The following is a 24,795-nucleotide window of genomic DNA, read 5'->3' on the forward strand; positions in this document are numbered from 1 at the left end:
GGCCCATTTAGGCGGGGTCCGCACACACGTGTCACGTTGCCAATTTCATTTCCAAAGCAGAGATTAAGATGAAGAAATTAATGCAAGTGCTGGCCGCTCTCGCGGTTGGTATTTCCTCGGTGTCGGCATTTGCCGCCGGGGCTAGCCCCAAGCTGTTGACCCCGGAAAATTCGGCCATCATCCTGATTGATCATCAACCGCAGATGTATTTCGGCGTGGAAAGTCAGGACCGTCATATGTTGATGAATAGCGTGGCGGCGTTGGCTGAAACTGCCAAGGCGTTCAATGTCCCCACGGTGCTGACTTCCATCACCTCCGCGGGTTTTGCCGGCCCGCTCGATCCGAGCATTACCAAGACCTTCCCGAATACGCCGATCATCGATCGAACCATCATGAATGCGTGGGAGGATCCGAATCTGGTGAGCGCCGTCAAGAAGACCGGCCGCAAAAAGCTGGTGATGGCGGGTCTGTGGACGGAAGTCTGTCTGACACTCCCTGTGCTGAGCGCATTGGACGAAGGTTACGAGGTCTACATCGTTGTGGACGCGTCGGGCGGTTCGAGCAAGGAAGCGCATGACGCCGCCGTGCAACGCATGGTGCAAGCGGGTGCGCAGCCGGTCTCCTGGATGCAGGTTCTGTACGAATACCAGCGCGACTGGGCACGCAAGGATACCTACAAGGCCGTGACCGAAATCGCCCAGAAGTACGGTGGCGCTCACGGGTTGGGCATCTTCTACGCCAAGTCCATGTTCGGTGCGCAAGAAGGCAAGAAGTAATCAGATAGCTCGGCTCGTCATTCGCGAGCTGTTGCCATCGAGAATCGGGAGCAAGTCATCTTGCTCCCGATTGGCTTGAAATACCCGGGGCAGTCAAAACTTGAAGGTCAAGCTTGAGGCGTGATCCCCTTCAAAAATATCGAGACGGCGGTATCCGCCCGTTCTGGCAGCTCGATGAACCCAAGCGCATCGCTGACATGCAAATTGCCCTGGAGCACGTGGCCGTTGCAGTCGGGCTACTGATTGCGCTATCGCAAATGTCCGTTGACTGGCCTTCCCTGTCCTCCCGGGCAGGGAAATTAGTCTGTCATGCCTGGTGTATTGCCTTTAGCAGTTTCTTCCAGAGGGATTCGGCCGCAGGTGAGAAGCGTCTTCCGACACGCCGGATCACCTGACTGGAGAATTGGCGCGCAATCGGATGGTCGACCTCCAGGGCGACCAATCTACCGGCTTCAATATTGCGCCTTGCCGTTTGAGGAGACATGAACGCCACGCCCAACCCGGCAGCCGCTAACGCCTGCGCCGACGAAAACAAATCACAGTAGTAGGCCGGCGTCACGCTAATCCGTTCGGTTTGAATAATCGCATCAATATGCTGCTGAATGCCGAACTGCGCTGGCATGAAAATCAGGCGTTCATCGAGTAGTTGCCGGAATCGAATGCTCTTGTGTCTGGCCAATGTGTGATCGGGACTCACCATCGCACAAAATTTAGCGGTTCGAAATGATTTTGCGCGAATAAATGCATCATTTCCCACCCCCCCACACAATCCAATTTCAACCTCGTCATTGCGAACCATCGCGACAATCTGGTCCTTCGCTCCGCTGCGTAAATCGACCACGATATTCGGAAACTCAAGGCTGAAACTCTTCAGGACGTCGGCCAGTATCGTCTCGATCCATCCTTCCCCAATGGCGATGCCCACTCGTCCACGTCTCAGGCCACGATAGTCGTCCAGCTGCGCGAACATTTCCGCATCGCGTCGGGAGCCGTCGACATAGTGCTGCGCCAGATTGGCGCCAATGGTAGAAAGCACGACTTTTCTGCCGACATGTTCCAGCAGCACAACACCTAGCTGCCGTTCCAATGCAGCCACCTGCCGGCTAATGACGGATGCGTTAATTGACAGCGCATCGGCGGCTGCCCGGACCCCGCCGTGCACCTCGATTTCTCGAAGATAGCGAAGGCTTCGATAGTTGAAAGTCCCTTCACCCTGAGTTCGGTTTTCGAGCTTCATATCGTTTGATTTGTTGACATTGACGTCAACATGATGGCCCGTGAATGGTCATTGATCAATTTTTTTTGCATCTCAATACTGCACTCTCATCAATTCAATCAGCCCGGACGAATCCCGGACGATCTCGACGTATAAAAAAACGATGAGCAGTCGCGATTCATCAATGCTCGCCGGCTCAGAGCGCTGATGGCGTGCCCTGATCGATAGCGACGAGGTCCCCGCGCGTTACCCGTGCCAAGGAAACCACAATGAGACCCAGAAATCGGGATCGCCGCCCCAGTCGAGGCACCGTAATCGCGGCCACAACCATTGGCAATGCGTTGGAGTTTTTTGACTTCACTGTATTCGGCTTTCTCACGCTGACAATCGGCCGACTCTTTTTTCCCACGTTAACGCCCTATGGACAGGTTCTGTCGACGGTAGCGACGTTTGGTGTCGGTTTCATCATGCGTCCGTTAGGCGGCATTGCCATTGGCGCCTACGCCGATCGCTTCGGGAGAAAGAAGGCGATGACGCTCACCATTTTTCTGATGGCGTTGGGTTGTGGCGTTATCGCCTTTACACCGACCTATGCACAAATCGGTGTCGCCGCCTCGGTGACGATCGTGTTGGCACGCCTCATTCAGGGGTTCTCGGCGGGCGGGGAGGTTGGCGCTGCGACAACCTTGCTGGTGGAGTACGCAACCCCCACAACACGCAGTTTCATGGCGAGCTGGCAATTCGCGAGCCAGGGGTTGGGGATTCTGCTGGCTGCGGCATGTGTTGGCGGACTCTCGTACCTGAGCTCGCCGCAATGGATGGCGCATTGGGGTTGGCGAGTGCCGTTCTTGCTAGGCATGCTGATCGCACCTGTCGGCATGTACCTGCGCAGTCACCTGGATGAGTCGCTTGAGCATCCCAGAAGGGATGCTCGCAGCAGCCTGACCATTCTCTGCACCGAGCATGGCAAGACCATACTGTGCGCCATCCTCTGTGGGATGGGACGTACCACGGCAGCTTACGTGGTGACGTTTTACCTACCCACCTATGCCATCAACGAGCTGGGATTTTCTCCCACGACAGCGCTGTTCTCTGCCGCCTTCGCCGGGCTAGTCACCTTCGCATCCGCCGCGCCGATAGGAATCTGGTCCGATCGGGTAGGGCGTAAGCCATTGATCGTTGGCGGCGGCATCACGCTCGCACTCTTGATTTATCCGGCATTTTTCTGGCTCAACGCCAGACCCGACTGGATCGTGCTTTTCGTTGTTGTTGGCGCGTTGATATTGGCGCTCGGCTTACAGAGCGTGCCCGGAACAACGATGCTGCCGGAAATGTTTCCGAAGTCGGTGCGCGTCAGCGGAATGTCGCTTGTGTACAGCATCAGTGTTGCCGTCTTCGGCGGATTCTCTCCGCTCGTCAGCAATTGGATCACCCATGCGACCGGAAGCAAGCTCGCGCCGGCCTGGTACATGCTGGTGATGGTTCTGCTCTCGTTGCTCGGGCTGTTTGGCCTGAAAGACCATAACGGCAAGGAGATCGACAGCACGAACGACACAGGGGCGACGACCCCGGACGCCATGCCGCCTGCGCCCCAAAAGACGGACCCAATCTCGCACCTACACGTGCCTGCTCACGACGGGAAATCGCGCATCGCCGACGGGTTCGACGAGACATCTATTCGCGTGTCGGACCCGTTCTGACCGCATTTCGCAAAATCCCGAACCATCTCAAATTCAAAACTCACAGGGGGAGAGTTGTATGTTCCGATCAATGTTCTTGGCGGCACTGCTCATCGGATTTTCAGCGACGGCATATGCCCAGTTTCAAGGAACGATGTACGGTGTACTGGACGATGGCCTGACTTATGTCAACAACAAAGGCGGGAAGTCCTCGGTATCGATCGCGGACGGCATCGCTCGTTCCAATCGATTGGGGTTTATAGGTCGGGAGGACCTGGGCGGCGGACTACATACGCTCTTCAAACTGGAAGGCTCTTTCTCGCTGAACAACGGCACGCTTGGCAGTGGTCTGATGTTCTCTCACGAGGCCTATGTGGGACTCGACAGGAATAGCTGGGGCCAGGTGACGTTGGGCCGCCAATACGATTTTACGGACTTCATGCAGCGGTACACGCCCTGCCTGTATTGCGGCGTATATCTCGTGGAAAATGCCGACCTGGATCGCATCGCAGGCGAGGCGCTGAACAATTCAGTGCGCTTCATCAGCAGAGATATCAACGGCTTCAAGGTGGGGGCAATGTATTCTTTCGCGTCAAATGCCAATGGGTCCACTAACTTCGGCCGAGCCTATAGTCTGAATGTCGAATATAACCAGGGACCATTCAGCGCGATGGCGGTCACGACAAACATCAATGGCGCGATTACTCACGCAGGCGCAACCGGTACGGCAACACTCCTGGGTATTCGGAATACGTCTGCCAACCTGACGGTGGACAATCAACGCATCATCGACCTCGCCGCTTCCTGGGCGTTCGGCGCATTCAAGGCAGATGCGATGTATACCAACACCCGACTGACGCTCGGAGCGGAGGCCGCCACCGACCAGACGCTGCGTCTTGGTGGTGACTACACCGTGCGTCCCAACCTGATCTGTGGCGGCGCCGCAGTGGTCGAACGCCTCGCCAATTCCCGCTGGTACGATTTCGAAGCCGGGATCAAGTACCTCTTGTCGAAACGCACCAGCGTCTATGTCGCCGGGCTGTTTCAAACGGCAAGCGGATCGGATACCGTGGCCTCAATCGCCACGATCGGGGCATCATCGACGTCCCACCAGGTCGTAACTCGCGTCGGCATGACGCACACTTTCTGATCCACCAGGAACGAAGCAATGCATCTTGACGTCTCACAACCCGATCTCTCCTCTTATCGGAAAGGCAATACTGGTATCGACTACGTCCACCGATTCGAATCGGGTCGGCCCGGGCCGCATGTGTTGGTCAATGCGCTGACACACGGCAACGAAATTTGCGGAATGGTCGCCGTCAAACATTTGCTCGACAGCGAAGTGAGGCCAGCCATCGGCACGCTGACATTAAGCTTCGCAAATGTCGAGGCTTACAACGCGTTCGATCCAGCGCGTCCGTATGACAACCGTCAACTGGTGCATAACCTGAATCGGATCTGGACGCCGGAGATTCTGGACGGTCAGGAGAATAGTCCGGAGATATGTCGTGCCAGGGAGTTGCGTCCGGCACTTGATGCAGCAGACCATCTGTTGGATATCCACTCGACGAGGGCGGATGTCGCGCCGTTCTGGGTGTATCCCCCCTTCGCACGAAATACCGAACTGGCGTCCGCCATCCAGCGCGTGCCGCTGCATCTGGAAATGTCGCCTGCGCTAAGCCCGGCGGGTGCAACAGGACTGACGCAATATGGCCATTATGGTAATTCCTTCACTCGCAACACGGGTGTCGTCATCGAGTGCGGGCAGCATTTCAAGCCTGAATCTTCGAGGCTGGCAACAGAAGTCGTGAAGGACTACCTTGCCTATTTCGGCCTGATAACGACGCCTCGCGATGAGATCGAACCGCATGCCCCTCCCAGGCGCTTCGAACTGCTAACGGTTTGCATGGTCAGGACGACCGAGTTCTCGTTTGTACGGCCGCTAACAGGCTTCGAAGTTTTCTCACGCGGCGAGCTGATTGCGACTGATGGCGATGACGAGATTCGCTCGCCTTGCGACCATTGCACCATCTTCATGCCCACTCAGGAAGCGATCGTAGGGCGCGAAGCCGTCTATCTGACTCGACCATTGTGAATCGGTCGGTGAACCTGTACCAGAAGGAGCGCCGGCAGGAAGTGAAAACTTCCGTGTACCGGCCCACTCATGCAGACCTCCTCGGTTGCCATTAATCATGGCGCGAGGATGTCTACGATAGGCGGGCTGGTCCAATGCAAAGTTTGGGAAGGCGCTTGATCGATGCCAACCCTTGCTCATCAATATTTTCACTTGGGGGGCGGGACGTGGACCGGGAATGACGTCAGAGTCTGGCGCCGCCCGTTGCATCGATCACCTGCCCCGTTGTCCAGCGTGCCTCGTGCGAGGCGAGGAAGGCAATGACGTCGGCCACGTCAGATGGTTGACCTACCCGCGAGAAAACCGACATTGCCTCGGCGTTGGCTCGCGCCTCCGGAATGGTGATCCATGCAGCATTCATGTCTGTTTCCGTGACACCCGGCATGACGGCATTCACCGTAATACGTCGGGAGCCAAATTCGGGAGCCAACGCGAGCGTCAGTGTCTCGAGCGCGCCTTTCGATGCGGCGTATGCCGGATGCATCGGCGCGGCAACACGAGTGAAGCCGGTGGAAATATTGATAATGCGTCCGTCCTCCCGGATGTGATTGGCAATCGCCTTGATCAGGAAGAACGGCGCTTTGAAATTGACAGTCATCACCTCGTCGAATAGGGATTCGTCGGTGTCGGACAGCGACGTTGCTGACGCTACGCCGGCGTTGTTGACGAGAATGTCGATATAAGGCTCGCCGGTCGTTGTCATCGCTGCATTCCTGAACTGCTCCCAAATGCTGTCTGCGGCTGCTTTGCCCTCATTCAAATCGGCTTGTATGGCAACGGCTTTCGAGCCGATAGCTTCGATTTCCCGCACTGTGGCCTGCGCAGCTTCCGCATGGTTTGCGTAATGCACACCGATGAGTGCCGCCCCCTCCTTCGCGAAGGCCAAAGCGACCGCGCGACCAATACCGCGTGAGCCACCCGTTATGAGGGCCACTTTGTCTGTAAGCTTGCCGGGCATCAAGAACTCCTTCGAGGTCAAATTAAATAGCGTTCGCTATAATAATGATGCGAAGAAAAAGTTGTCAATTATTTTTATAGGGATCGATATAAAAATGAGTGTGCCAGGCCGGAAGCGAGGTAGACCCAGGTTGTTGGATCGAGATGCGGGGCTCGAGATCGCTGCGAGACTGTTTTGGGAGCACGGATATGAGGGAACCTCGGTTGCCGATCTGACGTCGGCCATGGGGATTCCGCCGCCCTCCCTGTATGCGATGTACGGATCTAAAGACGAGCTGTTTAGTCAGGCGCTCGACTTTGCCAGCGTTCGTGAGACCAAGGTCGGTCTTGAGGCGCTACAAGGAAAGATGGCAGCTCGCGAGGCCGTAACGTTATATCTGCTTGATGCGGCGTACCGCTTCGCGGACCCCGGACGGCCACGCGGTTGCATGGTATCGACCGCATTTCTTCAATACTCGGAGAAGAGCGAGGACGTTGCGAGAGCGGTGGCGTCGCGTCGTGAACTCGGGCTGCAAACGCTCAAGGCTCGACTGGATCGCGCGATTGCGGAAGGTGAGCTCGATCGCAAGACCGATACCGACTCGCTCGCACGCTTTTATGGCGCAGTCGTCCAGGGGATGTCCGCACAGGCGTGCGATGGCGCTTCTGAGGAAACGTTAAAGCGATTGGTGGAAATTGCAATGAGAGCATGGCCTGCGCCTTTGTAGCGGTCCGATCGCACCAGAAGGCATGCTTCGGCACTCAGGCCGGGGCGCTCGCGACATAAGTCCGACGATACTGTTGCGGCGTAACGCCCAGCGACATGCGGAACATGCGTCCCATGTGCGACTGATGCGAGAAGCCGCATTCGACCGCGACGATCGATAGCGGGGCGTCGGTCCTGGCAATCATCTGCCTGGCTGCCTGGAGGCGGGTTTCCATGATGTAGGCATGCGGTGTCATACCGAGTGCCCGGCTGAATTCGCGCAGAAATTGCAGCTCGGATTGCCCCGCGTCTGCCGACAGTTCGGACAGCGTGAGCGGCCGCCAGAATTCCTCTTGAATCTTGTCGAGAATGGCTTCCGGAATGCCGCGAAGCACGACGCTACGGCTAGGGATATGCCAGGGACGCAATGCGTTGAAGGCGACCAGCAACTCGTCCAGACGTAACGCATCTCTGTCTTCAGCCAGCAATTCACGGCGTATGGTGAATCCCAGATCGAGCGCCGCATTGTGTCCCGAAACTTCAACGCGCCGGCCGCATGCCGAGCCCGTATCTTCATTCGGATGCTCACGCCATCGCATGACAAGGTATTCGCCGCCCGAACCGGATTCGGAGAACACACGCACACCGGCCGGTGTATAGGCCAATACGCCGGGGAGAATGGAGAAATCCGTCCTTCGATCAGAGTCGATGGCGTGCACGCCCCGCTGACGACCCAGCGAAATACCAAGCGTTTGCGATTCGACGGGATCGTCAGCACTATAGGGCGCGGCTGGGAGAAGCTCGACATTGACGCGTCCTGCCAGTGCGTCGAGCGTGACATGGGCTGTCATCGGCGTTACCCCCACATTAACGGTGCCGCAGTCATACGTGCCAGAAATTTCGTGATAGATCTCGATTCCCTCAACGCGCAAATTGCGAGTGCGTAAACCCTGATAGGAAGGATCTTTTCAGCGCGCAATTGGCCCGACCGGCGCAATGCGATTGGCAATCGAGTGCGAAGCACTATCGCATAATCATTAATGCCGTTCAAGGCTCGGCGACCCTCGCTTTACCTCTGAGTATCGCTTGCAATGGAGGTAAGGCGGCGCACGTTCCTTGCGCTGACAAGCGCACGTTGCTGAAATTTCTTGATAGACCTCCCGCGAGCCAAAAATGACATTTCGATCATGGCGCGCCGATCATCTTCGTGGCATCCCCGATCGCACCGCTAACGCAAGTCATGCACGCATGACTGACGACGCGATTGCCGCGAGAAATTGACGGCGTCATCGAATGACAGGATCAGTGAGAGGAGCAGGGCGATGGAAGACAGGTTGGACAATACGGTCGGGCAAAGTACCCGGCTGAGGAATAGCTACGATCACCATGCGTCGCATGCGCAGCCAGGCACGCCGGTGAGCCCCCCCGTCTACCGGCAATCGACGCTGACGTTCGGGACCGTAGCCGAACTCGATGCGGTCAAGGGCTCCGTGTTCACTTACGGTCGGCATGGCAATCCGACGACCCGCCAGATCGAGCGCATCCTGTGCGAGCTGGAAGGCGCGGCGGGCGCGATGCTCACACCGAGCGGTCTGAGTGCCATTACCACGGCCATTTCAGCGGTTCTGCGTCCGGGCGATCACATTCTGGTGGCCGACTCGGTGTACAGCTCCACGCGCGAATTTTGCGATCGGACTCTCGGTCGTTGGGGCGTGGAAGTGACGTATTACGCGCCGACGATCGGCGCTCAGATCGGTGCGCTCATGCGTCCGAATACGCGTCTGGTGGTCGCAGAGTCGCCTGGCTCGATCACTTTCGAGATGCAGGATATCCCCGCGCTCGCGCAGATCGCCCATTCGCATGGCGCGTTGCTGATGATCGACAACACCTGGGGAACGCCGCTTCATTTTGCGTCGTTCGCGCATGGCGTCGATATTTCGGTGCACTCCGCGTCGAAGTACATCGGCGGGCATGCCGACCTTTGCATGGGGGTGATCCTGGCGTCGGAGCCGGTCTACGGAAAAATTCGCGCGTGTTATCGCGAGCTGGGGCTGGCGGTGGGGGCTGACGATGCCGCGTTGGCGCTGCGCGGACTTCGCACGCTGGCGGCCCGTCTTGCATGCCATCAGAAAGGGGCGATCAACGTCGCGTCATGGCTGTACGGCCGTCCCGAAGTGGCCGATGTCCTGCATCCCGCCCTACCGACGTTTGCCGGTCATGAGATCTGGCGGCGTGATTTCACTGGCGCATGCGGTCTTTTCGGCGTGTTGCTTCGCGACACCTATGACGCCGCCGCCGTCGTGTCGATGGTGAACCGGCTGTCGCTGTTCGGCCTGGGCTACAGCTGGGGCGGCTTCGAAAGCCTTGTGCTGCCGTGCGATCCCCGTGAGACACGCACCGCAACGACATGGACACACGAGGGAATGCTCGTGCGTCTTCACATCGGACTCGAGAACGTCGACGACCTCATGGACGATCTCGATCGGGCGCTCCGTACCCTGACCCACAAAACAACTGCTTGATACTCCGGGAGAAATGAGATGAATCAAAACCGCGCGAAGTACCTGTCGTGGCTCGCCATCGTTTTGTCGGCGACCACGCTGACGGCAAAGGCCGATCAGCTTGACGACATCATGCGACGAGGGGAATTGGTGTGCGGCGTGCTCGGTACCGACGAGCCGTTCAGTTACATGAAAGATCCGAGTACGCGTGAGATCGTCGGCTACGACGTGGATCTCTGCAACACCGTTGCCAGAGGTCTGGGCGTGAAGGCAACGCTCAAGCAGATCTCGGCCGCAGCGCGCATCCCCGAGTTGCAGCAGGGACGGGTGGACTTGATCGCCGCTTCCCTGACGCATAACAAAGAGCGCGAATCGCAGATCGACTTCTCCGTTTCCACGTTCATCTCCGGCCAGAAAGCGATGGTGCGTCGTGACAGCGGTATCCGCAAGCTCGCAGATATCGATGGAAAGCGCGTACTGACCATCAAGGGCTCGACGATGGAAGCCAACATCGCAGCGAAGCTCAAGGGTGCCCAGACGATTTCGTTCGATACGAATCCACAGGCGCTGCTTGCCCTCCAGCAGGGCAGGGGCGTGGCTTATGTCAACGACGAGACCAGCCTTGTCGGCAATCTCGCCAAGATCGGCAGCGATGCGAAGGACTACGTTCTGCTACCGGAGTATTTCTCCAAAGAGCACATCGCGCTTGGCATTCGCAAGAACGAGCCGCGTCTGAAAGCGAAGGTGGACAAGATCCTCATTGGCATGGAGGCGAGCGGGGAAGCACAGAAGGCGTATGAAAAGTGGTTCGGCACCGGCACGAAAATCAATCTGCCGGTACGTAGCTTCAAGATCGAGACGGACAAGATCGACGACTGAGCGTCGATCCAATTCTCCTAACCACTTCGACGCTCAATGGACTCGACTTTCAACATCTCAACCGTGTTGCACGGGCAATACATTGAGTGGCTCATCAGCGGATTCAGGCTGTCGTTACTGCTTTCGCTGATGGCTTTTTGTCTGGCGTTGCCACTCGCCGTCGGTATTGCCCTATTGCGCCTGTCACCGGTTCGCGGCTTACGGGCCGTGGGCCAGTGCTATGTGGAAACAGTGCGCAACATCCCGCTGCTGGCGCACATGTTGTTCTGGTATTTCGGGGCGCCGCAGATTCTTCCGCACGTGATCAAGGTTTGGCTTTACAGCATGAATGTCGAGGTCGTCAGTGCGTTGATCGCGCTGGTGATGTACACGGCAGCTTACATGGCGGAGGACATCCGAAGCGGGATTCGTTCCATCCCGAAGGAGCAACTGGAAGCGAGCCGCGCGCTGGGCTTCGGGTTTCTTCATTCGATGCGGCTGATCGTGCTGCCTCAATCGCTTCGGGTGATTGTGCCGCCGTTGGCCAACCAGACGCTGAATCTTTGGAAAAACTCGAGCATTGCGACCGTGATCGGCGTTGCGGAGTTGATGTATCAGTCGCAGCAGGTCGAGAGCGCAACGTTCCGGGGATTCGAATCGTTCGCGTTTGCGACGTTCGCCTACCTCGGCGTATCGATTCTGATATGTGCGTTCTCGGTCTGGTATCAGCGGAAGTTTCCGGTTAGGAGCGTTTGAGCATGGTCGACGTTTTGCGCAATTACGGCCTGTACTACCTCATTGGTCAGTACCCCAACGGCCCACTCGGCGGGCTGGCGCTCACGCTGCTACTGGCCGCTGCCGGTCTGGTGCTGGCGGTGCCGGTCGGTGTGATTTTCGGGCTATGTCGCACGAGCCCATTCGCAGTGCTGCGGGTGCCTGTCACCGCCCTGGTCTTTGCCGTGAGGGGAACGCCATTGCTGATGGTGATCTTCTGGGCATATTTTCTGCTGCCGTCGGTGACGGGCCATCGTACGGACCAATTCAGCACGATGCTTGTCTCGCTTGTCATCTTCGACGGCGCATATCTCGCAGAAATCGTACGGGCGGGGATTCAGGGCTTGCCGCGCGGGCAAATGGAAAGCGCCAGATCGCTGGGATTCAGCTACATGGACGCGATGCTCAAAATCATCCTTCCACAGGCGCTGCGCAACATGCTTCCGTCACTGCTGAATCAGTTGGTGTCGACGATAAAGGAAACTTCCCTCGGCTACATCATCAGCCTGCCGGAGCTGTCATTCATCGCAAGTCAGATATCTGCGCAGATCGTATCGAAATCTGTCGAGGTCTATCTGATTCTGGGAATCAGCTACTTCCTCATGTGCTTCGCGTTGACCCGCTCGGCATTCACACTGGAAAAGCGGCTCGCGATTCGCACCGCTTCGTCAAAGGTCTAAAGATGATCAAGATTGAGAATGTCAACAAGTGGTATGGCGATTATCACGCCCTTGTCGACGTGAGCGAAGTGATTTCCAAAGGCGAGGTTGTGGTGATCTGCGGCCCGTCGGGCTCTGGAAAATCGACACTGATCCGGACGTTGAACCGTCTCGAGATGATCCAGTCCGGCTCGATTCACGTCGATGGAAAAAACATCTATGAGCGTGGCATCGACGTGAATGCATTGCGTAGCAACATCGGCTTCGTGTTTCAGCAGTTCAATCTTTTTCCGCACCTGAGTGTGCTGGAAAACTGCATCATGGCCCCGATGCGTCTGCGTCGGCAGAGCAGGAAAGACGCCGTTGCGTTCGCCATGAGTCTGCTCGAACGAGTCGGCTTGCCAAGCAAAGCGGCGTCTTATCCCTCGCAACTCTCGGGCGGGCAGCAGCAGCGCGTGGCGATTGCACGGGCGCTGGCGATGCGTCCTCCCGTCATGTTGTTTGATGAGCCGACGTCCGCGCTTGATCCCGAGATGGTCAACGAAGTGCTCCAGGTCATGAAGGGGTTGGCCAAAGATGGAATGACGATGGTTTGCGTGACGCACGAGATGTCTTTCGCACGAGAGGTTTCCGATCGCATCCTGTTCATGGATCAGGGCTGCATCGTGGAGCGCGCAGAGCCAAGTCGCTTCTTCCGATCTCCGGAAAGCCCACGTGCCCGGAAATTCCTGGCGGACATCCGGTTGCCGATGAACGACACCTGCCTGTCATCATGAAGACCGAAGTCGTGAAATCAGCGTGCGCGGCGGGTGCGTGTGAACAGCCTCGCCTTACCAGGATAAGCGGTGCGAGGATGGTGCTCGAAGCGCTGGCGAGGGAAGACGTCGATACGATCTGGGGCTATCCCGGCGGCGCAGTCCTGCCGTTCTACGACGCGCTGGGGCAGCAAGAAAAGATCGAGCATATTCTCGTGCGTCACGAGCAGGCAGCCGTTCACGCTGCGGATGGATACGCCCGGGCGACTGGCAAGGTCGGCGTAGCGCTCGTGACGTCGGGCCCTGGGGTCACGAACGCCGTGACAGGAATTGCGACGGCCTATTTCGATTCCATTGCGCTCATTGTCATCTCGGGTAATGTGCCGCTCTCGGTGATTGGGCAAGATGCCTTTCAGGAGTGCGACGCCGTCGGCATTACGAGATCTGTCGTCAAACACAGTTTTCTCGTTCGTCGAGTCGAGGATATCCCGGCAACGATGAAGAAGGCATTTCATATCGCCAGGACGGGACGCCCAGGCCCGGTGCATGTGGACGTACCGAAGGACGTCGCAGCGGCCATCGGTGAGTTTCACTATCCCGACAGGTTGGCGTTGCGCTCCTATCGGCCCGCTTCGGATGGCCATTCCGGGCATATTCGTCAGGCGGCGAGGCTGTTGCGCGAGGCAAAAGCGCCGTTGATCTACACAGGGGGCGGAGTCATCGCGTCCGAGTCGGCAAGTGAGGTCATCGAACTCGCCTCCCTGCTCGATGCTCCCGTGACCAGCACGCTGATGGGACTCGGTGCTTTTCCTGCATCGGATTCCCGTTTCATCGGCATGCCCGGAATGCACGGCACCTATGAGGCGAATCAGGCGATGCAGGCCTGCGACGTGGTGATCGCCATCGGTGCACGTTTCGACGATCGGGTCATCGGCAACGTAGACGACTTCTGCTCACGCTCACGCGAGATCATTCACATCGATATCGATCCCGCGTCGATCGCGAAACGGGTGCGTCCTACGGTGCCAATTGTGGGAGATGCGCGGTGTGTCGTTGCCGAGCTGAACCGGGTGCTGCGGCATGACGGCGCTGCCAATGCATCGCGCGACACCTGGTGGACACAAATCGCCACGTGGCGTGCTCGACAGTGTCTCGCTTACGCCGACACCGGCGACATCATCAAGCCACAGTTCGTCATCGAGACGATTTTTGCACTCACCGGAGGCAATGCATTCGTCTGCGCCGACGTCGGGCAACACCAGATGTGGACGGCACAGTACTTCGGCTTCGATCGACCGCGGCGATGGGTGAATTCCGGTGGATTGGGGACCATGGGCGTCGGTCTTCCGTTCGCGATGGGGGTGAAACGCGCATTTCCCGATGAGGACGTGTTCACGGTGACAGGGGACGGGTCCATACAGATGTGCATTCAGGAGCTTTCTACCTGTCGTCAATACGATCTTCCTATCAAGATTGCCTCGCTGAATAACGGTCATCTTGGCATGGTCAAGCAGCTTCAGGATGTGGAGTACGGGAAACGCCGCTCACACTCTTACATGGAAGCGCTTCCCGATTTTTCCGCGTTGGCGCGTGCTTACGGGCACGTCGGGTTCAGGATTGACCGGCGCGCCGACGTGGAGGGCGCGATTCGCGAGGCGATCGCGATGAAGGATCGCACCGTCTTCATGGATTTTCATGTCGATCCGGCGGCGGATGTCTGGCCGATGGTGCGTAGCGGTCATGGCCTGCAAGACATGCTGCTTCCGTCGACTTGAGTTCCTTCGGCTTGATTTCCTTCGACTTGATTTCCATCCAGCCGGTCAACGCGGGATTGCCCGATGCGATCGGGCGACAACACGCCGGCATCCTTCAATATTGAGAGAGACAAATGAGTTATCAGGCGGCTGAAGCACGACAACCACACGACGAAGACGAACAGGAGACCCGCGAGTGGTTGGACTCACTCGATTCCGTGCTGAAGTACGGCGGTCCGGAGCGTGCCAGATTCTTGCTGGATAAACTTGAAGCTCATGCAAGAAACCTCAAGATCCAGCGGGGTAGCGCACCGTACTCGGCCTATCAAAATACGATTTCTGCCGACGAGCAGCCGCGCTATCCCGGTGACCTGGCGCTGGAGCAACGGCTCACGTCCATCATGCGATGGAATGCGCTGGCAATGGTGGTGCGTGCGAACAAGTCGTACGGCGAACTGGGCGGGCACATTGCAAGCTACGCGTCGGCGGCAGAGTTGTTCGAGGTCGGGTTCAATCACTTTTTCCGTGCCGACGGGCCGCAGGGCAAGGGGGATCTCGTGTACTTCCAGCCGCACTCCGCGCCGGGCGTCTATGCGCGCGCCTATCTGGAGGGGCGGTTGAGCGAGACCGCGTTGGCGAACTATCGCCAGGAAGTCGGCAAGGAGGGGCTTTGCTCGTACCCGCATCCCTGGTTGATGCCTGATTTCTGGCAATTCCCCACGGGGTCGATGGGCATTGGTCCCATCAGCGCTATTTATCAGGCGCGCTTCTTGCGCTACCTCGAAAACCGCAAGCTTTCCGATACCGGCAGCCGAAGAGTGTGGGGTGTTTTCGGTGATGGCGAAATGGACGAGCCGGAATCCATTGCGGCACTCTCGCTCGCGGCGCGCGAAAAGCTCGACAATCTGACCTTCGTCATCAACTGCAACCTGCAACGGCTCGATGGCCCCGTTCGCGGCAATGGCCAGGTCATCAACGAACTGGAGGCACTGTTCTCGGGCGCCGGGTGGAACGTCATCAAGGTGATCTGGGGATCGGAGTGGGATGCGCTGTTTGCGCGCGACACGAACTATGCGCTGTTGCGCCGCTTCTCGACGATGGTGGATGGGGAGTATCAGACGCTCGGCGCGAAGGACGGCGAGTATAACTTGTCGCACTTCTTCGACACGGATCCCGAACTCAAGGCACTGGTGAGTGAGTTGACGACCGCGGAAATCGACGGATTGCGCCGTGGCGGCCACGATTTCAAGAAGCTTTACGCCGCATACAAAGCCGCGACTGAGCATAAAGGCCGGCCAACCGTTGTTCTCGCAAAGACGAAGAAGGGCTTCGGGATGGGGGATGCCGGCGAGTCCCGGATGACCGCACACCAACAGAAGAAGCTGGACGTCGACGCGCTGTACGCCTTTCGCAATCGCTTTTCCATTCCGCTGGACGATCAGGCCGTCGGAGAAATGCGCTTCTATTGCCCCGCCGAATCGACGCCGGAATTTGCATACCTGCATGCGCGTCGAGCGTCGCTGGGGGGCTATCTGCCGCAACGCGTCCGCCAGGCCGAGCCTGTTGCGGTGCCGTCACTGGATGCATTCGGGAAGTTTGCGTTGACGGGGGACGAGCGTGAGACATCCACCACGACTTGCCTCGTGCGGTTGTTCACGAATCTGATCAAAGACAAGACGATCGGACCCCGGGTTGTCCCGATTGTTGCTGACGAGGCGCGCACTTTCGGCATGGCGAGTCTGTTTCGTCAGATCGGGATCTACTCGCCTGTCGGTCAGATGTACGAGCCGGAAGACGCCGGCTCCATGCTGTTCTACAAGGAAGCTGTCGACGGGCAGTTGCTGGAGGAGGGGATTACCGAGGCCGGCGCCATTGCGTCATGGACGGCTGCTGCGACTTCTTACAGCGTCAACGGTGTGCCCATGCTGCCGTTTTACATCTACTACTCGATGTTTGGTTTCCAGCGTGTGGGTGATCTGATCTGGGCGGCAGCCGATCAACGTGCGAGAGGCTTTCTCATTGGCGCAACGTCAGGCAAAACGACGCTTGCCGGTGAAGGGTTGCAGCACCAGGACGGCACAAGCCATGTCGTAGCGGCGACGGTGCCTAACTGCCGCGCCTATGATCCAGCGTTCGCTGGCGAGGCTGCGGTGATCGTCCATTACGGCGCCAGGCGCATGATGGAAGATCAGGCAGACGAGTTCTACTACATCACCGTCGGCAACGAGAATTACCCCCAGGCACCCCTGGCGGACGATCAGCACGAGGCGGTTATCAAGGGCATGTATCGCTTCCGGGAACTGTCTCCGAAAAATGACGTTGCAGGCAAGCGCGTGAGATTGCTGGGGTCGGGCGCGATCTTACGTGAAGTCATTGCCGCGGGTGAAGTGCTGGCCGAGCAATGGGGGATCGGCGTGGAAATCTGGAGTGTGACCAGTTTCTCCGAGCTGGCTCGCGACGCGCGTGAGTGCGAACGGTTGGGCTTGTTCAGCGGTGAGTCGAAGCCGCCGTCGTATGTCGAGACGTGCCTGGCCGGCGATGTGCCGATCGTTGCGGCGACGGACTACGTTCGGGCCTACCCGCAGCTCATCGCGTCCTATATCCGTGCGCCATATACGGTGCTTGGGACCGATGGTTTTGGGCGAAGCGACACTCGCGCACGGCTGCGAGGATACTTTGAGGTGGATCGAGATCATATCGTCGCGGCCGCAATCAAGGCGGTGAAGCCTGAATGTCATCAAGAGGTGCTCGAGCGCTACGGAATCAAGGCGGGCAAGGCGGGGCCGTGGGAAATGTAGGGATGGCTGATCCGGCTTAGGGCTTCGGACGCCCCCACAGGCGTGGGGGCGTCCTGCCTCACATTTACCTTAATGCGTTGAACTCACCATGCCGTCAAGTGCTGCGATGGCGTCATCGGGCAATGCGAGTTCTGCGGCTGCCATGTTTTCCCGCAGGTGCGTTACCGAAGACGTGCCCGGAATCAGCAGAATGTTGGGGGATCGGCGCAGCAGCCACGCCAACGCGACCTGCATCGGTGTGGCTTGCAATCGTGCCGCTACCTCGGACAGCGTGGTCGACTGCAATGGCGAGAAGCCACCCAGTGGAAAGAACGGTACATAGGCGATTTTTTCGTGCGCCAGCAAATCGATCAATGCGTCGTCATTCCGATGAGCAAGGTTGTATTGATTCTGCACACAAACGATCGGGCAGATACGTTGTCCCTCCTTTATCTGCGCGCTGGTGACGCTGCTCAGGCCGATATGACGAATCAAGCCGCGTTGCTGTAGTTCGGCCAGCACCGTCAGTTGCGCTTCGATCGAGCCTTCCGCCGGGCCATGCACGCTGAACATGCAGCGCAGGTTGACGACATCCAGAACATCTACGCCAAGATTGCGCAGGTTGTCATGCACGGCCTGCCTCAGCTCGTCCCTCGACATTGCCGGCAGCCAGGCGCCATCAGAACCACGCTTCGCGCCAATCTTGGTCACGATCGTCAGATCGTCGCGATAGGGATGCAGTGCTTGATGGATGATCTGGTTGGTGATGTGCGGCCCATAGAAGTCGCTGGTGTCGATATGGTTGACCCCGAGTTCGACAGCTTCCCGCAACACGGACACGGCCGCGTGAAGATCCTTCGGCGGGCCAAAGACACCGGCGCCGGCCAATTGCATGGCGCCATAACCAAGGCGATGGACGTGGCGACTACCGAGTGGGTAAGCACCGGATTTTTCGATATTGGGCATGTGTGTTCTCCAAAGGCGTGCAGGTAATGTAGGGCCGAATCCCTTGTGCGACAATTCCGTATAACCTGGACGGGTTGTGCGGAATTTCGAACAATGAAAATTGACCTGAACGACTTGAATGCCTTCGCGGCTGTTGCGCGGGCGAAAGGATTCAGAGATGGCGCGCGTCTTAGCGGGAGCAGTGCTTCGAGCTTGAGTGAGGCCGTGCGCCGCCTCGAATCGCAACTTGGCGTGCGTTTGCTCAATCGCACCACGCGTAGCGTGATGCCCACCGAAGCGGGCCAACGTTTGCTGGAAAGATTGACGCCGGCGTTGGAGGAGGTAGAGGCGGCCATCGATGTGGTCAACCAGTTCCGTAGCCGACCGATGGGCACGCTGCGACTGAATGTGCCGGTCAGTGCCGCGAAACTGGTCTTGCCCTCACTGCTTCCCGCCTTTCTTGCCGCCTACCCGGATGTTCGCGTTGAAGTGATAACCGACGAGAGTTTCGTCGACGTGATTGCCGCCGGTTGCGATGCCGGCATCCGTTATGAGGAACGGTTGGAGCAGGACATGATCGCCGTTCCGATAGGCCCGCGCGTACAGCGTCTGGCCGCCGCCGCGGCTCCTGCCTATCTGGATCGACGCGGTCGCCCCAAACATCCGAAAGAACTCCTGGATCACGCCTGCATTCGTGGCCGTTTCAGCAGCGGGACCATCTACCCATGGGAATTTGAGCGCAATGGCAAGGTGATTGTGGTCGATCCCGAGGGTCCGCTCATCGTCCATGTGGGCGGTGCCGTGGATCTGGCTGTCGATGCGGCAGTCGCCGGAACTGGCGTTATCTATCTGTTTGAGGATTGGCTCCGCCCTCATTTCACGACCGGTGCGCTTGAACCGATTCTGGAATCGTGGTGGCAATCCTTCTCCGGGCCATTTCTCTATTACTCGGGGCGGCAACTGGTGCCGGCGCCACTCAAGGCGTTTATCGACTTCGTCCGGACTGTGCCGTTCCAGTGAGTTCGCCGCAAATCGTGCCGCCGCCGGCTTTGGGGCGGGCAACCTACTGCCCGGTGTTGCCGCTCGCCACGAGGCTACGTGCCGCGGCAATGATGGCTTCGCGAGGTTCGCGTGGCGTCCATCCCAGCATTCGCCGCGCTTTTTCGTTTGAGGTCTGCTTCGCGTATCCAAGGTCGTGCACAAAGGCCTGGAATCGATTCGAGAAGCGTGCGCCGATCCGGATGATGAAGCTCGGGAGGGTGCGGGTCGGAACGCGGCCGGCAGCGCTGCCGAGCGAGGCCTTGATGGTCGCGGCGATATCCTTCAACGCGAGCGCCGGACCGTTGGAGAGAAGAAAGCGTTCGCCTGCCGCGTTAGGGGACACCGCGGCCAACAGGTGGGCACGGGCGACATCACGCACATCCACGATCGGGATGTAGATGTCGGGCAGCGCCGGCATCGCGCGTTCAAGCATCATCTGAATGATGTGATTGGCGCCGGAGATGTCTTTGCCCACCATCGGCCCCATCACGGCGACCGGGAGCATGGTGACTAGCTGTAGCGTCCCGCCCTCCTTCTCGATGAAGTCCCATGCGGCGCGCTCGGCAAGCGTCTTGCTCTTGCCGTAGGCGTCAACGCCCGGGCCGTTCAGGACGGTCCAGTTCGGTGAAGGCGCGGCTTGTGTGCGGGTGTCCCCAACTGACGGCGTGAAATGCCGACGTCAGCACAACGCGTCTGACGCCCGCATCGCGGGCGGCTTTCAATACGCGTAAGGTGCCCTCGCGCGCCGGGACGATCACGTCGTCCTCATTCTCGACGTGCCCTGGTTGGACGGGCGAGGCGATATGCAACACGAAATCAACATCGGTGGCGGCGCTCGCCCATCCCTCGTCGCGAAGCAGATCGGCAGCCACGAATTGCAGATTGTCTTCGTGGACTATTCCCCGGGCGCGCAGCGAAGCGCGCACCGCCGCTTCCTTTTCCAGCGACCGAAGGGTGGCGCGAACCCGATAGCCCTGCGCCAGAAGTTGGAGAATGCAGTGTCCGGCAATGAAGCCTGAACCACCGGTGACGAGTACGCGCTGCTGGGACATCAGAGGGATCCTTGTGAACGGGTATGACGATCGCGCCAGCGTAGTGGCGTGGTTTGCTCCCACACCCGGAAGGCACGCAGGAACGAATTAGGCTCCACGAAGCCGAGCAGCATGGCGATCGCCACCGGGTCGAGTTCGGTGTTGAGCAGCAGGCGGCGGGCGGTCGTTCGCCTGACGTCACCCAATTGCGCCTGGAAACTGGTATTCGATTCGTCGAGACGGCGTTGCATCGTGCGACTGCTGAGCGCCAAGCGGCTGGCTAGCGCAGCGAGGCTTGGGGCGCGCCCCTCACTGAGTTGTCGCGCGATGGCGACGCGCACGTCGGCCACTAATGACGAATCTTGCCCACCGATCCGCAACTGCGTTTCCAGATCGTCGATCAAACGATGAAATGCACCGTCGTGCGCAGTGACGAATGGCATGTCGAGCGCGGACCGTTCGAACACCATGAAATCGTGCGTCGCCCGAAAGTCGATGGGGCAGCCAAAGTGGCGCGCTAGCAGACGTTGGTCCGAGTGCGCACGGGCCAGCGCCAGGCGAATGGGCGCGATGCCGCCCGCCGTGCCCCGTCGGGCAAGTTCGCGAAGGGCCGCCATCGTCGTATCCACCAACAATCGCGGTACCGAGCGAGTGGCTTGCAGCCAGTGATAGTGCACTCGCACTTCGTTTCCCGAAACTTCCACCTCGACACGTTCAGGGCAGGTCAGGCGCTTGTATCGGGCGAGGTTGGCGAGTGCACTTCGAAAGCACGGTGCGTGCAGCGCCACCATGGAGCCCGTGGCATAGCCGCCCTCGATACTCTTTACGCCGAAATGCAGACCCGCGGCACGATCTTCCAGCACCTCATCGGCGGCTTCCCAGAGGCGGAAAAAGTCGCTCGTATCGAACGTCGTCGCCACCGCGATGCCCGCGTAGGTACACAGGTCCTCGATGCTCGGCAATCCGAGTTTCGTCAGCAGGTTGGGAGAGAATGAAAACGTATCGGCGCTGTACATGTTCAAAGTCTAGGTGCGATGGATCGGGCGCACAAATCCGATCGCGCCAAATTGAGCGCGCTTAAGCGTCGTCCTGCTGACGTCCGAAATGGCTGCGAAATGCCTTGGGGGGTAGGCCGAACTTGCGCTGGAACAGGCGACGCATCTGTTCCTCCGACGTGAAGCCACAGCGATCGGCGATCAGCATGAGGCCGCTGGTCGTCGTCTCCAGCATCAGGCGGGCTCGGGATATCCGGACTTCCTGCACGGCGGCATAGGGCGAGCAGCCCATCGCGAGACGGAAACGTCGTTGAAAGGTTTGCGGCGTCTGGCCCATTTCGGCGGCAAGCTCCTCCACGCCCCAGCGCTTGTGCAGGCTGGCCGCTACCTTTGTCATCAGCGACGAGAATGCCGTGTCCCCCGCGCTTTCCTGCATCAACAACGTTTCGCTGAATTGCGCCTGACCGCCGGGCCGCCGCAGGTACACCACCAACTTCCTGGCGATGGCTGCGGCGACAGGGTAGTCGACGTCGCTCTCCACCAATGCCAGCGCCAGGTCGATGCCCGCGGTCACACCGGCAGACGTCCACACGTTGCCGTCGTTCACGAAAATCGGTGTCGTCTCGACGGTGATGTTCGGATAGGCGGCCTGCAAGGCGTCGCATCGTCCCCAATGCGTGGTGGCGCGACGCCCGTCGAGAACCCCAGCCGCGGCGAGCAGAAACGCGCCCGTGCAAACCGAGCAAATTCTTCGCACCTTATTGCGCGCGTTGGCGATCGCGTTGGTGAGTGCGGGATCGCCACATGCTGCATCGACGCCGGGACCGCCCGGGATCAGGATCGTATCCGCCGCCGAGATGGCTTCCAGACCTTCCTCCACAAAGATATCCGGGCCGGCGCTGGCCCGGACACGCCCGGGCCGGGCCGCCACCGTTGTCAGCACATAAGGCGGGGCGGGCGAGTCCCGGTTTGCAAGCGCAAAAACCTGCATGGGCCCAGTCAGGTCGAGCGGCTGATATCCGTCATACACGACGAAAACGATGCGACGTGGAAGGGGTGACGGGAAAGGTGGGGTGTTTGTGTTTTTTTCCATTTCTCGCCTCCTAGAATCAGGGCACCCATTTCCGATGTGAGGCTTGATGTTATGACGGATGCACCGTTCTGTGTCGGCGTAGTGATGTTCCCTGGCATGACCCAACTGGATATGACCGGCCCGCTTGAAGTGCTGAGTGCCGTGCCCGGCTGGACGGTCGATCTGGTCGGCGAAGACTTGTCGCCGGTGACGTGCGGGCGCGGGTTTCAGTTCGTGCCGACGACGGATTTTTCTCACGCGCCTCAGTACAACCTGCTCGTCGTGCCGGGCGGCCCGGGCGTAGATCACGCGATGCTGAATCCGAAGATCGTGACGTTCATTCGCGAGCAGGCGGCGCATAGCGACTATGTGTTCGGCATCTGCACCGGCTCGCTTCTGCTGGGTGCCGCGGGATGCCTGAAGGGCGTTCATGCCAGTTGCCATTGGCAGGCGGTGGAGTTCCTGACGCACTTCGGCGCGATTCCCAGTCGCCAGCGAATGACGATCGACGGTCGTTTCTTTACGTCCGGCGGCGTGACCGCAGGGATCGACATGGCCTTGAAGGTAGTTGGCGAGTTGGTCGGCGAGACGGTCGCGCAAGGCATCCAGTTGCTTCTGGAGTACGACCCTGAACCGCCGTTTAACGCCGGCACGCCGGAAGTCGCGCCGCTGGCCGTCGTGGAGCGGCTGAAAGATGCCAGCGCCCAGCGCCGTGAGAATCGGTTGAAGGCGGTGCTGAAGGCGTCGCAATCGATGTGATGCGACCCGGCCCGGACAAGAGACTGACAAGCGCTTCCGAGCGCGCACGAAGACACGGACAGGAGGCGCCCGATGAGCGCAAATCACTGGGTAGCGGATGCATCGCAGGAAAGCGAAAAAAGCAACGCGGGGGAGACCGGAAAGCAGGTCGACTGGCGCACGATCTTTCTCGCCAGCGTAGGGGGCGGGCTGGAGTTCTACGACTTCATCGTCTACGGCATTTTCGCGCCCTATGTCGCGAAGGCGTTCTTCCCGACAGGAAACGGCGCCACGTCGATGATGGCGACGTTCGCTGCCTTTGCGGTGGGATACCTCGCCAGACCGCTTGGCGGGCTGGTCCTCAGTCACATCGGCGACAGGTTCGGTCGCCGGGCGGCATTCCAGATATCGCTCGTCCTGATGACGCTGACCACCGCCGGTATGGCGCTCATGCCCAGTTATCAATCGATCGGTTTGACGGCGAGCATTGCGTTCGTCGCATTGCGATTTCTCCAGGGGGCCTGTATCGGTGGCGAGCTGCCCGGCGCGATCGCCTATGTCGTCGAGTCAGCGCCCTCGCGCAGCGGGCTGGCGTGCGGGGTGATGTTCTCGTGCGTGAACTCGGGGAGCCTGCTCGCGACGCTGGTGAGCATCGGATTGCATGCGACGTTAGCCGAGGCGGATATGTCGACGTACGGATGGCGCATCGCGTTTCTCATCGGCGGCGGACTTGGGGCGCTCGGGGCGTTGATGCGTCGTGATCTGCGGGAGACGGCGCTGTTCATGGCCATCAAGCATCAGAAGCGCACGAAGCTCCCTGCGATTGAAGTCCTGCAACGTCATTGGCCGCAAGTCGTCGCGGCGATCGGCATCGTCGGCCTCAATCAGGCGCTCATTGCGCTGCTGACGGTGGCGATGGTTCCTTATCTCACGCAGGTGGCAGCGTTCACGCCCGACGCGGCGAGCAAACTTGTGATGCTGGCCATCGCCACGATGTCGGTCTTTATCGTGGTCTTCGGCTGGCTGAGTGATGCCGTCGGGAAGTCGAGGATTTATATGGCGGGAGCGCTGCTGATCGCTGTCGGCGGGTATCCGTTCTACGTCGTGCTGGTGAGCGGAGCGATCAACCCGTATGCGGTGTTCGGTCTGGCGGCGGTGATTGCCTCGCTCGTCGCCGGAACGTTCGGCGCGCTCGCTTCGGATCTGTTCCCGACGAACCTTCGGTTCAGTGGGTTGGCGATGTCTTACAACATCGCGGCCGCGCTGCTCGGGGGATTCACGCCGCTTGCGACATCGCTGCTCACCAGTACGACAAAAGACCGCGCCGCACCCGGGTTGTTCATCGCGGCGGTATCGGTGATCGGTTTGCTCTGCGTCGCTGCGGTAGTGCGACGTAAGGCGAAATTGTCGGATCGGCGGTCGTGCTCGATCATCTGATGTCGCCG

Annotated in this window: 23 protein-coding genes; 15 read left to right on the forward strand and 8 right to left on the reverse strand. The window is 59.2% G+C overall.

The window, feature by feature from the left end; genetic code table 11:
• Window positions 1–80 precede the first annotated feature (80 nt).
• Complete coding sequence (locus tag C5N93_RS27095; RefSeq protein ID WP_242561701.1) at window positions 81–776, forward strand: hydrolase; 696 nt, start codon at window positions 81–83, stop codon at window positions 774–776.
• 307 nt (window positions 777–1,083) lie between these two features.
• Here the strand turns inward: C5N93_RS27095 and C5N93_RS27100 are convergent, their stop codons facing one another.
• Window positions 1,084–2,013 (reverse strand): LysR family transcriptional regulator, encoded by a 930-nt coding sequence (locus tag C5N93_RS27100; RefSeq protein ID WP_242561702.1) that lies wholly within the window; start codon window positions 2,011–2,013, stop codon window positions 1,084–1,086.
• Between the two features lie 248 nt (window positions 2,014–2,261).
• Here C5N93_RS27100 and C5N93_RS27105 point away from each other — a divergent pair, with 248 nt between their 5' ends.
• The 3 genes from C5N93_RS27105 to C5N93_RS27115 are packed head-to-tail and all read left to right on the forward strand — an operon-like array spanning window position 2,262 to window position 5,769.
• Window positions 2,262–3,692: an MFS transporter gene (locus tag C5N93_RS27105; protein ID WP_242561703.1), complete on the forward strand. Its 1,431-nt coding sequence runs from the start codon at window positions 2,262–2,264 to the stop codon at window positions 3,690–3,692.
• Window positions 3,693–3,750: 58 nt separating this feature from the next.
• Window positions 3,751–4,821 carry a porin gene (locus C5N93_RS27110; protein ID WP_242561704.1) on the forward strand — a complete coding sequence of 357 codons (1,071 nt, stop codon included), beginning with the start codon at window positions 3,751–3,753 and terminating at the stop codon, window positions 4,819–4,821.
• Window positions 4,822–4,839: 18 nt separating this feature from the next.
• A complete protein-coding gene (locus C5N93_RS27115; protein WP_242561705.1) occupies window positions 4,840–5,769 on the forward strand; it encodes a succinylglutamate desuccinylase/aspartoacylase family protein in 930 nt (309 codons plus the stop codon).
• Between the two features lie 223 nt (window positions 5,770–5,992).
• On the opposite strand, the gene C5N93_RS27120 is transcribed toward C5N93_RS27115, so the two are convergent.
• Window positions 5,993–6,766 carry an SDR family oxidoreductase gene (locus tag C5N93_RS27120; protein ID WP_242561706.1) on the reverse strand — a complete coding sequence of 258 codons (774 nt, stop codon included), beginning with the start codon at window positions 6,764–6,766 and terminating at the stop codon, window positions 5,993–5,995.
• On the opposite strand from C5N93_RS27120, the gene C5N93_RS27125 reads away from it, so the two are divergent.
• Window positions 6,756–7,472 carry a TetR/AcrR family transcriptional regulator gene (locus C5N93_RS27125; RefSeq protein ID WP_242561707.1) on the forward strand — a complete coding sequence of 239 codons (717 nt, stop codon included), beginning with the start codon at window positions 6,756–6,758 and terminating at the stop codon, window positions 7,470–7,472. The genes C5N93_RS27120 and C5N93_RS27125 overlap by 11 nt on opposite strands.
• 34 nt (window positions 7,473–7,506) lie before the next feature.
• Here the strand turns inward: C5N93_RS27125 and C5N93_RS27130 are convergent, their stop codons facing one another.
• Window positions 7,507–8,301, reverse strand: coding sequence for an AraC family transcriptional regulator (locus C5N93_RS27130; protein ID WP_242561708.1), 795 nt, complete (start codon window positions 8,299–8,301; stop codon window positions 7,507–7,509).
• Between the two features lie 471 nt (window positions 8,302–8,772).
• Between C5N93_RS27130 and metC the strand changes: the two genes are divergently transcribed.
• The 7 genes from metC (at window position 8,773) to mdeB (ending at window position 17,549) form a co-directional block, all read left to right on the forward strand.
• The gene (gene metC, locus C5N93_RS27135) at window positions 8,773–9,972 is read left to right on the forward strand and encodes a cystathionine beta-lyase (RefSeq protein ID WP_242561709.1); all 1,200 of its coding nucleotides are present in this window, start codon (window positions 8,773–8,775) and stop codon (window positions 9,970–9,972) included.
• 18 nt (window positions 9,973–9,990) lie between these two features.
• Window positions 9,991–10,830 (forward strand): ABC transporter substrate-binding protein, encoded by an 840-nt coding sequence (locus C5N93_RS27140; RefSeq protein ID WP_242561710.1) that lies wholly within the window; start codon window positions 9,991–9,993, stop codon window positions 10,828–10,830.
• Window positions 10,831–10,866: 36 nt separating this feature from the next.
• The gene (locus C5N93_RS27145; protein ID WP_242561711.1) at window positions 10,867–11,565 is read left to right on the forward strand and encodes an amino acid ABC transporter permease; all 699 of its coding nucleotides are present in this window, start codon (window positions 10,867–10,869) and stop codon (window positions 11,563–11,565) included.
• Window positions 11,566–11,567: 2 nt separating this feature from the next.
• Window positions 11,568–12,263, forward strand: a complete 696-nt coding sequence (locus tag C5N93_RS27150) for an amino acid ABC transporter permease (RefSeq protein ID WP_242561712.1) — start codon at window positions 11,568–11,570, stop codon at window positions 12,261–12,263.
• Window positions 12,264–12,265: 2 nt separating this feature from the next.
• Window positions 12,266–13,018: an amino acid ABC transporter ATP-binding protein gene (locus C5N93_RS27155; RefSeq protein WP_242561713.1), complete on the forward strand. Its 753-nt coding sequence runs from the start codon at window positions 12,266–12,268 to the stop codon at window positions 13,016–13,018.
• Window positions 13,019–13,095: 77 nt separating this feature from the next.
• Window positions 13,096–14,772: a biosynthetic-type acetolactate synthase large subunit gene (ilvB, locus tag C5N93_RS27160; protein WP_242561714.1), complete on the forward strand. Its 1,677-nt coding sequence runs from the start codon at window positions 13,096–13,098 to the stop codon at window positions 14,770–14,772.
• 113 nt (window positions 14,773–14,885) lie between these two features.
• The gene (mdeB, locus tag C5N93_RS27165; protein ID WP_242561715.1) at window positions 14,886–17,549 is read left to right on the forward strand and encodes an alpha-ketoglutarate dehydrogenase; all 2,664 of its coding nucleotides are present in this window, start codon (window positions 14,886–14,888) and stop codon (window positions 17,547–17,549) included.
• A 69-nt stretch (window positions 17,550–17,618) separates the two neighbouring features.
• On the opposite strand, the gene C5N93_RS27170 is transcribed toward mdeB, so the two are convergent.
• Window positions 17,619–18,494: an aldo/keto reductase family oxidoreductase gene (locus tag C5N93_RS27170; protein WP_242561716.1), complete on the reverse strand. Its 876-nt coding sequence runs from the start codon at window positions 18,492–18,494 to the stop codon at window positions 17,619–17,621.
• A 93-nt stretch (window positions 18,495–18,587) separates the two neighbouring features.
• On the opposite strand from C5N93_RS27170, the gene C5N93_RS27175 reads away from it, so the two are divergent.
• A complete protein-coding gene (locus C5N93_RS27175; protein WP_242561717.1) occupies window positions 18,588–19,493 on the forward strand; it encodes a LysR family transcriptional regulator in 906 nt (301 codons plus the stop codon).
• A gap of 43 nt (window positions 19,494–19,536) precedes the next feature.
• Here C5N93_RS27175 and C5N93_RS27180 read toward each other — a convergent pair whose 3' ends face one another.
• The 4 genes from C5N93_RS27180 to C5N93_RS27195 form a co-directional block, all read right to left on the reverse strand.
• On the reverse strand, window positions 19,537–20,019 hold the full coding sequence (locus tag C5N93_RS27180) for a hypothetical protein (RefSeq protein ID WP_242561718.1): 483 nt from the start codon (window positions 20,017–20,019) through the stop codon (window positions 19,537–19,539).
• A gap of 85 nt (window positions 20,020–20,104) precedes the next feature.
• Window positions 20,105–20,566: an NAD-dependent epimerase/dehydratase family protein gene (locus C5N93_RS27185; protein WP_242561719.1), complete on the reverse strand. Its 462-nt coding sequence runs from the start codon at window positions 20,564–20,566 to the stop codon at window positions 20,105–20,107.
• Complete coding sequence (locus C5N93_RS27190) at window positions 20,566–21,561, reverse strand: AraC family transcriptional regulator ligand-binding domain-containing protein (protein ID WP_242561720.1); 996 nt, start codon at window positions 21,559–21,561, stop codon at window positions 20,566–20,568. Before C5N93_RS27190 ends, C5N93_RS27185 begins: the two co-directional genes overlap by 1 nt.
• Before the next feature lie 61 nt (window positions 21,562–21,622).
• On the reverse strand, window positions 21,623–22,633 hold the full coding sequence (locus C5N93_RS27195; RefSeq protein WP_277990491.1) for a GlxA family transcriptional regulator: 1,011 nt from the start codon (window positions 22,631–22,633) through the stop codon (window positions 21,623–21,625).
• A gap of 84 nt (window positions 22,634–22,717) precedes the next feature.
• Between C5N93_RS27195 and C5N93_RS27200 the strand changes: the two genes are divergently transcribed.
• Window positions 22,718–23,371: a DJ-1/PfpI family protein gene (locus tag C5N93_RS27200; RefSeq protein WP_277990501.1), complete on the forward strand. Its 654-nt coding sequence runs from the start codon at window positions 22,718–22,720 to the stop codon at window positions 23,369–23,371.
• Window positions 23,372–23,443: 72 nt separating this feature from the next.
• Window positions 23,444–24,787 (forward strand): MFS transporter, encoded by a 1,344-nt coding sequence (locus tag C5N93_RS27205; protein ID WP_242561722.1) that lies wholly within the window; start codon window positions 23,444–23,446, stop codon window positions 24,785–24,787.
• Window positions 24,788–24,795: the final 8 nt, after the last annotated feature.

This window comes from Pandoraea sp. LA3, assembly GCF_022696215.1.
Taxonomy (GTDB): Bacteria; Pseudomonadota; Gammaproteobacteria; order Burkholderiales; family Burkholderiaceae; genus Pandoraea; species Pandoraea capi.

What these genes read in the sequence shown, in the direction of transcription:
- C5N93_RS27130 (WP_242561708.1), bottom strand. Translation starts at nt 8,301, where the DNA reads ATGACAGCCCATGTCACGCTCGACGCACTGGCAGGACGCGTCAATGTC.
- C5N93_RS27110 (WP_242561704.1), top strand. Translation starts at nt 3,751, where the DNA reads ATGTTCCGATCAATGTTCTTGGCGGCACTGCTCATCGGATTTTCAGCG.
- ilvB (WP_242561714.1), top strand. Translation starts at nt 13,096, where the DNA reads ATGGTGCTCGAAGCGCTGGCGAGGGAAGACGTCGATACGATCTGGGGC.
- C5N93_RS27180 (WP_242561718.1), bottom strand. Translation starts at nt 20,019, where the DNA reads ATGCTCCCGGTCGCCGTGATGGGGCCGATGGTGGGCAAAGACATCTCC.
- C5N93_RS27200 (WP_277990501.1), top strand. Translation starts at nt 22,718, where the DNA reads ATGTTCCCTGGCATGACCCAACTGGATATGACCGGCCCGCTTGAAGTG.
- C5N93_RS27115 (WP_242561705.1), top strand. Translation starts at nt 4,840, where the DNA reads ATGCATCTTGACGTCTCACAACCCGATCTCTCCTCTTATCGGAAAGGC.
- C5N93_RS27155 (WP_242561713.1), top strand. Translation starts at nt 12,266, where the DNA reads ATGATCAAGATTGAGAATGTCAACAAGTGGTATGGCGATTATCACGCC.
- C5N93_RS27120 (WP_242561706.1), bottom strand. Translation starts at nt 6,766, where the DNA reads ATGCCCGGCAAGCTTACAGACAAAGTGGCCCTCATAACGGGTGGCTCA.
- C5N93_RS27145 (WP_242561711.1), top strand. Translation starts at nt 10,867, where the DNA reads ATGGACTCGACTTTCAACATCTCAACCGTGTTGCACGGGCAATACATT.
- C5N93_RS27175 (WP_242561717.1), top strand. Translation starts at nt 18,588, where the DNA reads ATGAAAATTGACCTGAACGACTTGAATGCCTTCGCGGCTGTTGCGCGG.
- C5N93_RS27095 (WP_242561701.1), top strand. Translation starts at nt 81, where the DNA reads ATGCAAGTGCTGGCCGCTCTCGCGGTTGGTATTTCCTCGGTGTCGGCA.
- C5N93_RS27185 (WP_242561719.1), bottom strand. Translation starts at nt 20,566, where the DNA reads ATGTCCCAGCAGCGCGTACTCGTCACCGGTGGTTCAGGCTTCATTGCC.
- C5N93_RS27140 (WP_242561710.1), top strand. Translation starts at nt 9,991, where the DNA reads ATGAATCAAAACCGCGCGAAGTACCTGTCGTGGCTCGCCATCGTTTTG.
- metC (WP_242561709.1), top strand. Translation starts at nt 8,773, where the DNA reads ATGGAAGACAGGTTGGACAATACGGTCGGGCAAAGTACCCGGCTGAGG.
- C5N93_RS27170 (WP_242561716.1), bottom strand. Translation starts at nt 18,494, where the DNA reads ATGCCCAATATCGAAAAATCCGGTGCTTACCCACTCGGTAGTCGCCAC.
- C5N93_RS27150 (WP_242561712.1), top strand. Translation starts at nt 11,568, where the DNA reads ATGGTCGACGTTTTGCGCAATTACGGCCTGTACTACCTCATTGGTCAG.
- mdeB (WP_242561715.1), top strand. Translation starts at nt 14,886, where the DNA reads ATGAGTTATCAGGCGGCTGAAGCACGACAACCACACGACGAAGACGAA.
- C5N93_RS27205 (WP_242561722.1), top strand. Translation starts at nt 23,444, where the DNA reads ATGAGCGCAAATCACTGGGTAGCGGATGCATCGCAGGAAAGCGAAAAA.
- C5N93_RS27100 (WP_242561702.1), bottom strand. Translation starts at nt 2,013, where the DNA reads ATGAAGCTCGAAAACCGAACTCAGGGTGAAGGGACTTTCAACTATCGA.
- C5N93_RS27195 (WP_277990491.1), bottom strand. Translation starts at nt 22,633, where the DNA reads ATGGAAAAAAACACAAACACCCCACCTTTCCCGTCACCCCTTCCACGT.
- C5N93_RS27190 (WP_242561720.1), bottom strand. Translation starts at nt 21,561, where the DNA reads ATGTACAGCGCCGATACGTTTTCATTCTCTCCCAACCTGCTGACGAAA.
- C5N93_RS27105 (WP_242561703.1), top strand. Translation starts at nt 2,262, where the DNA reads ATGAGACCCAGAAATCGGGATCGCCGCCCCAGTCGAGGCACCGTAATC.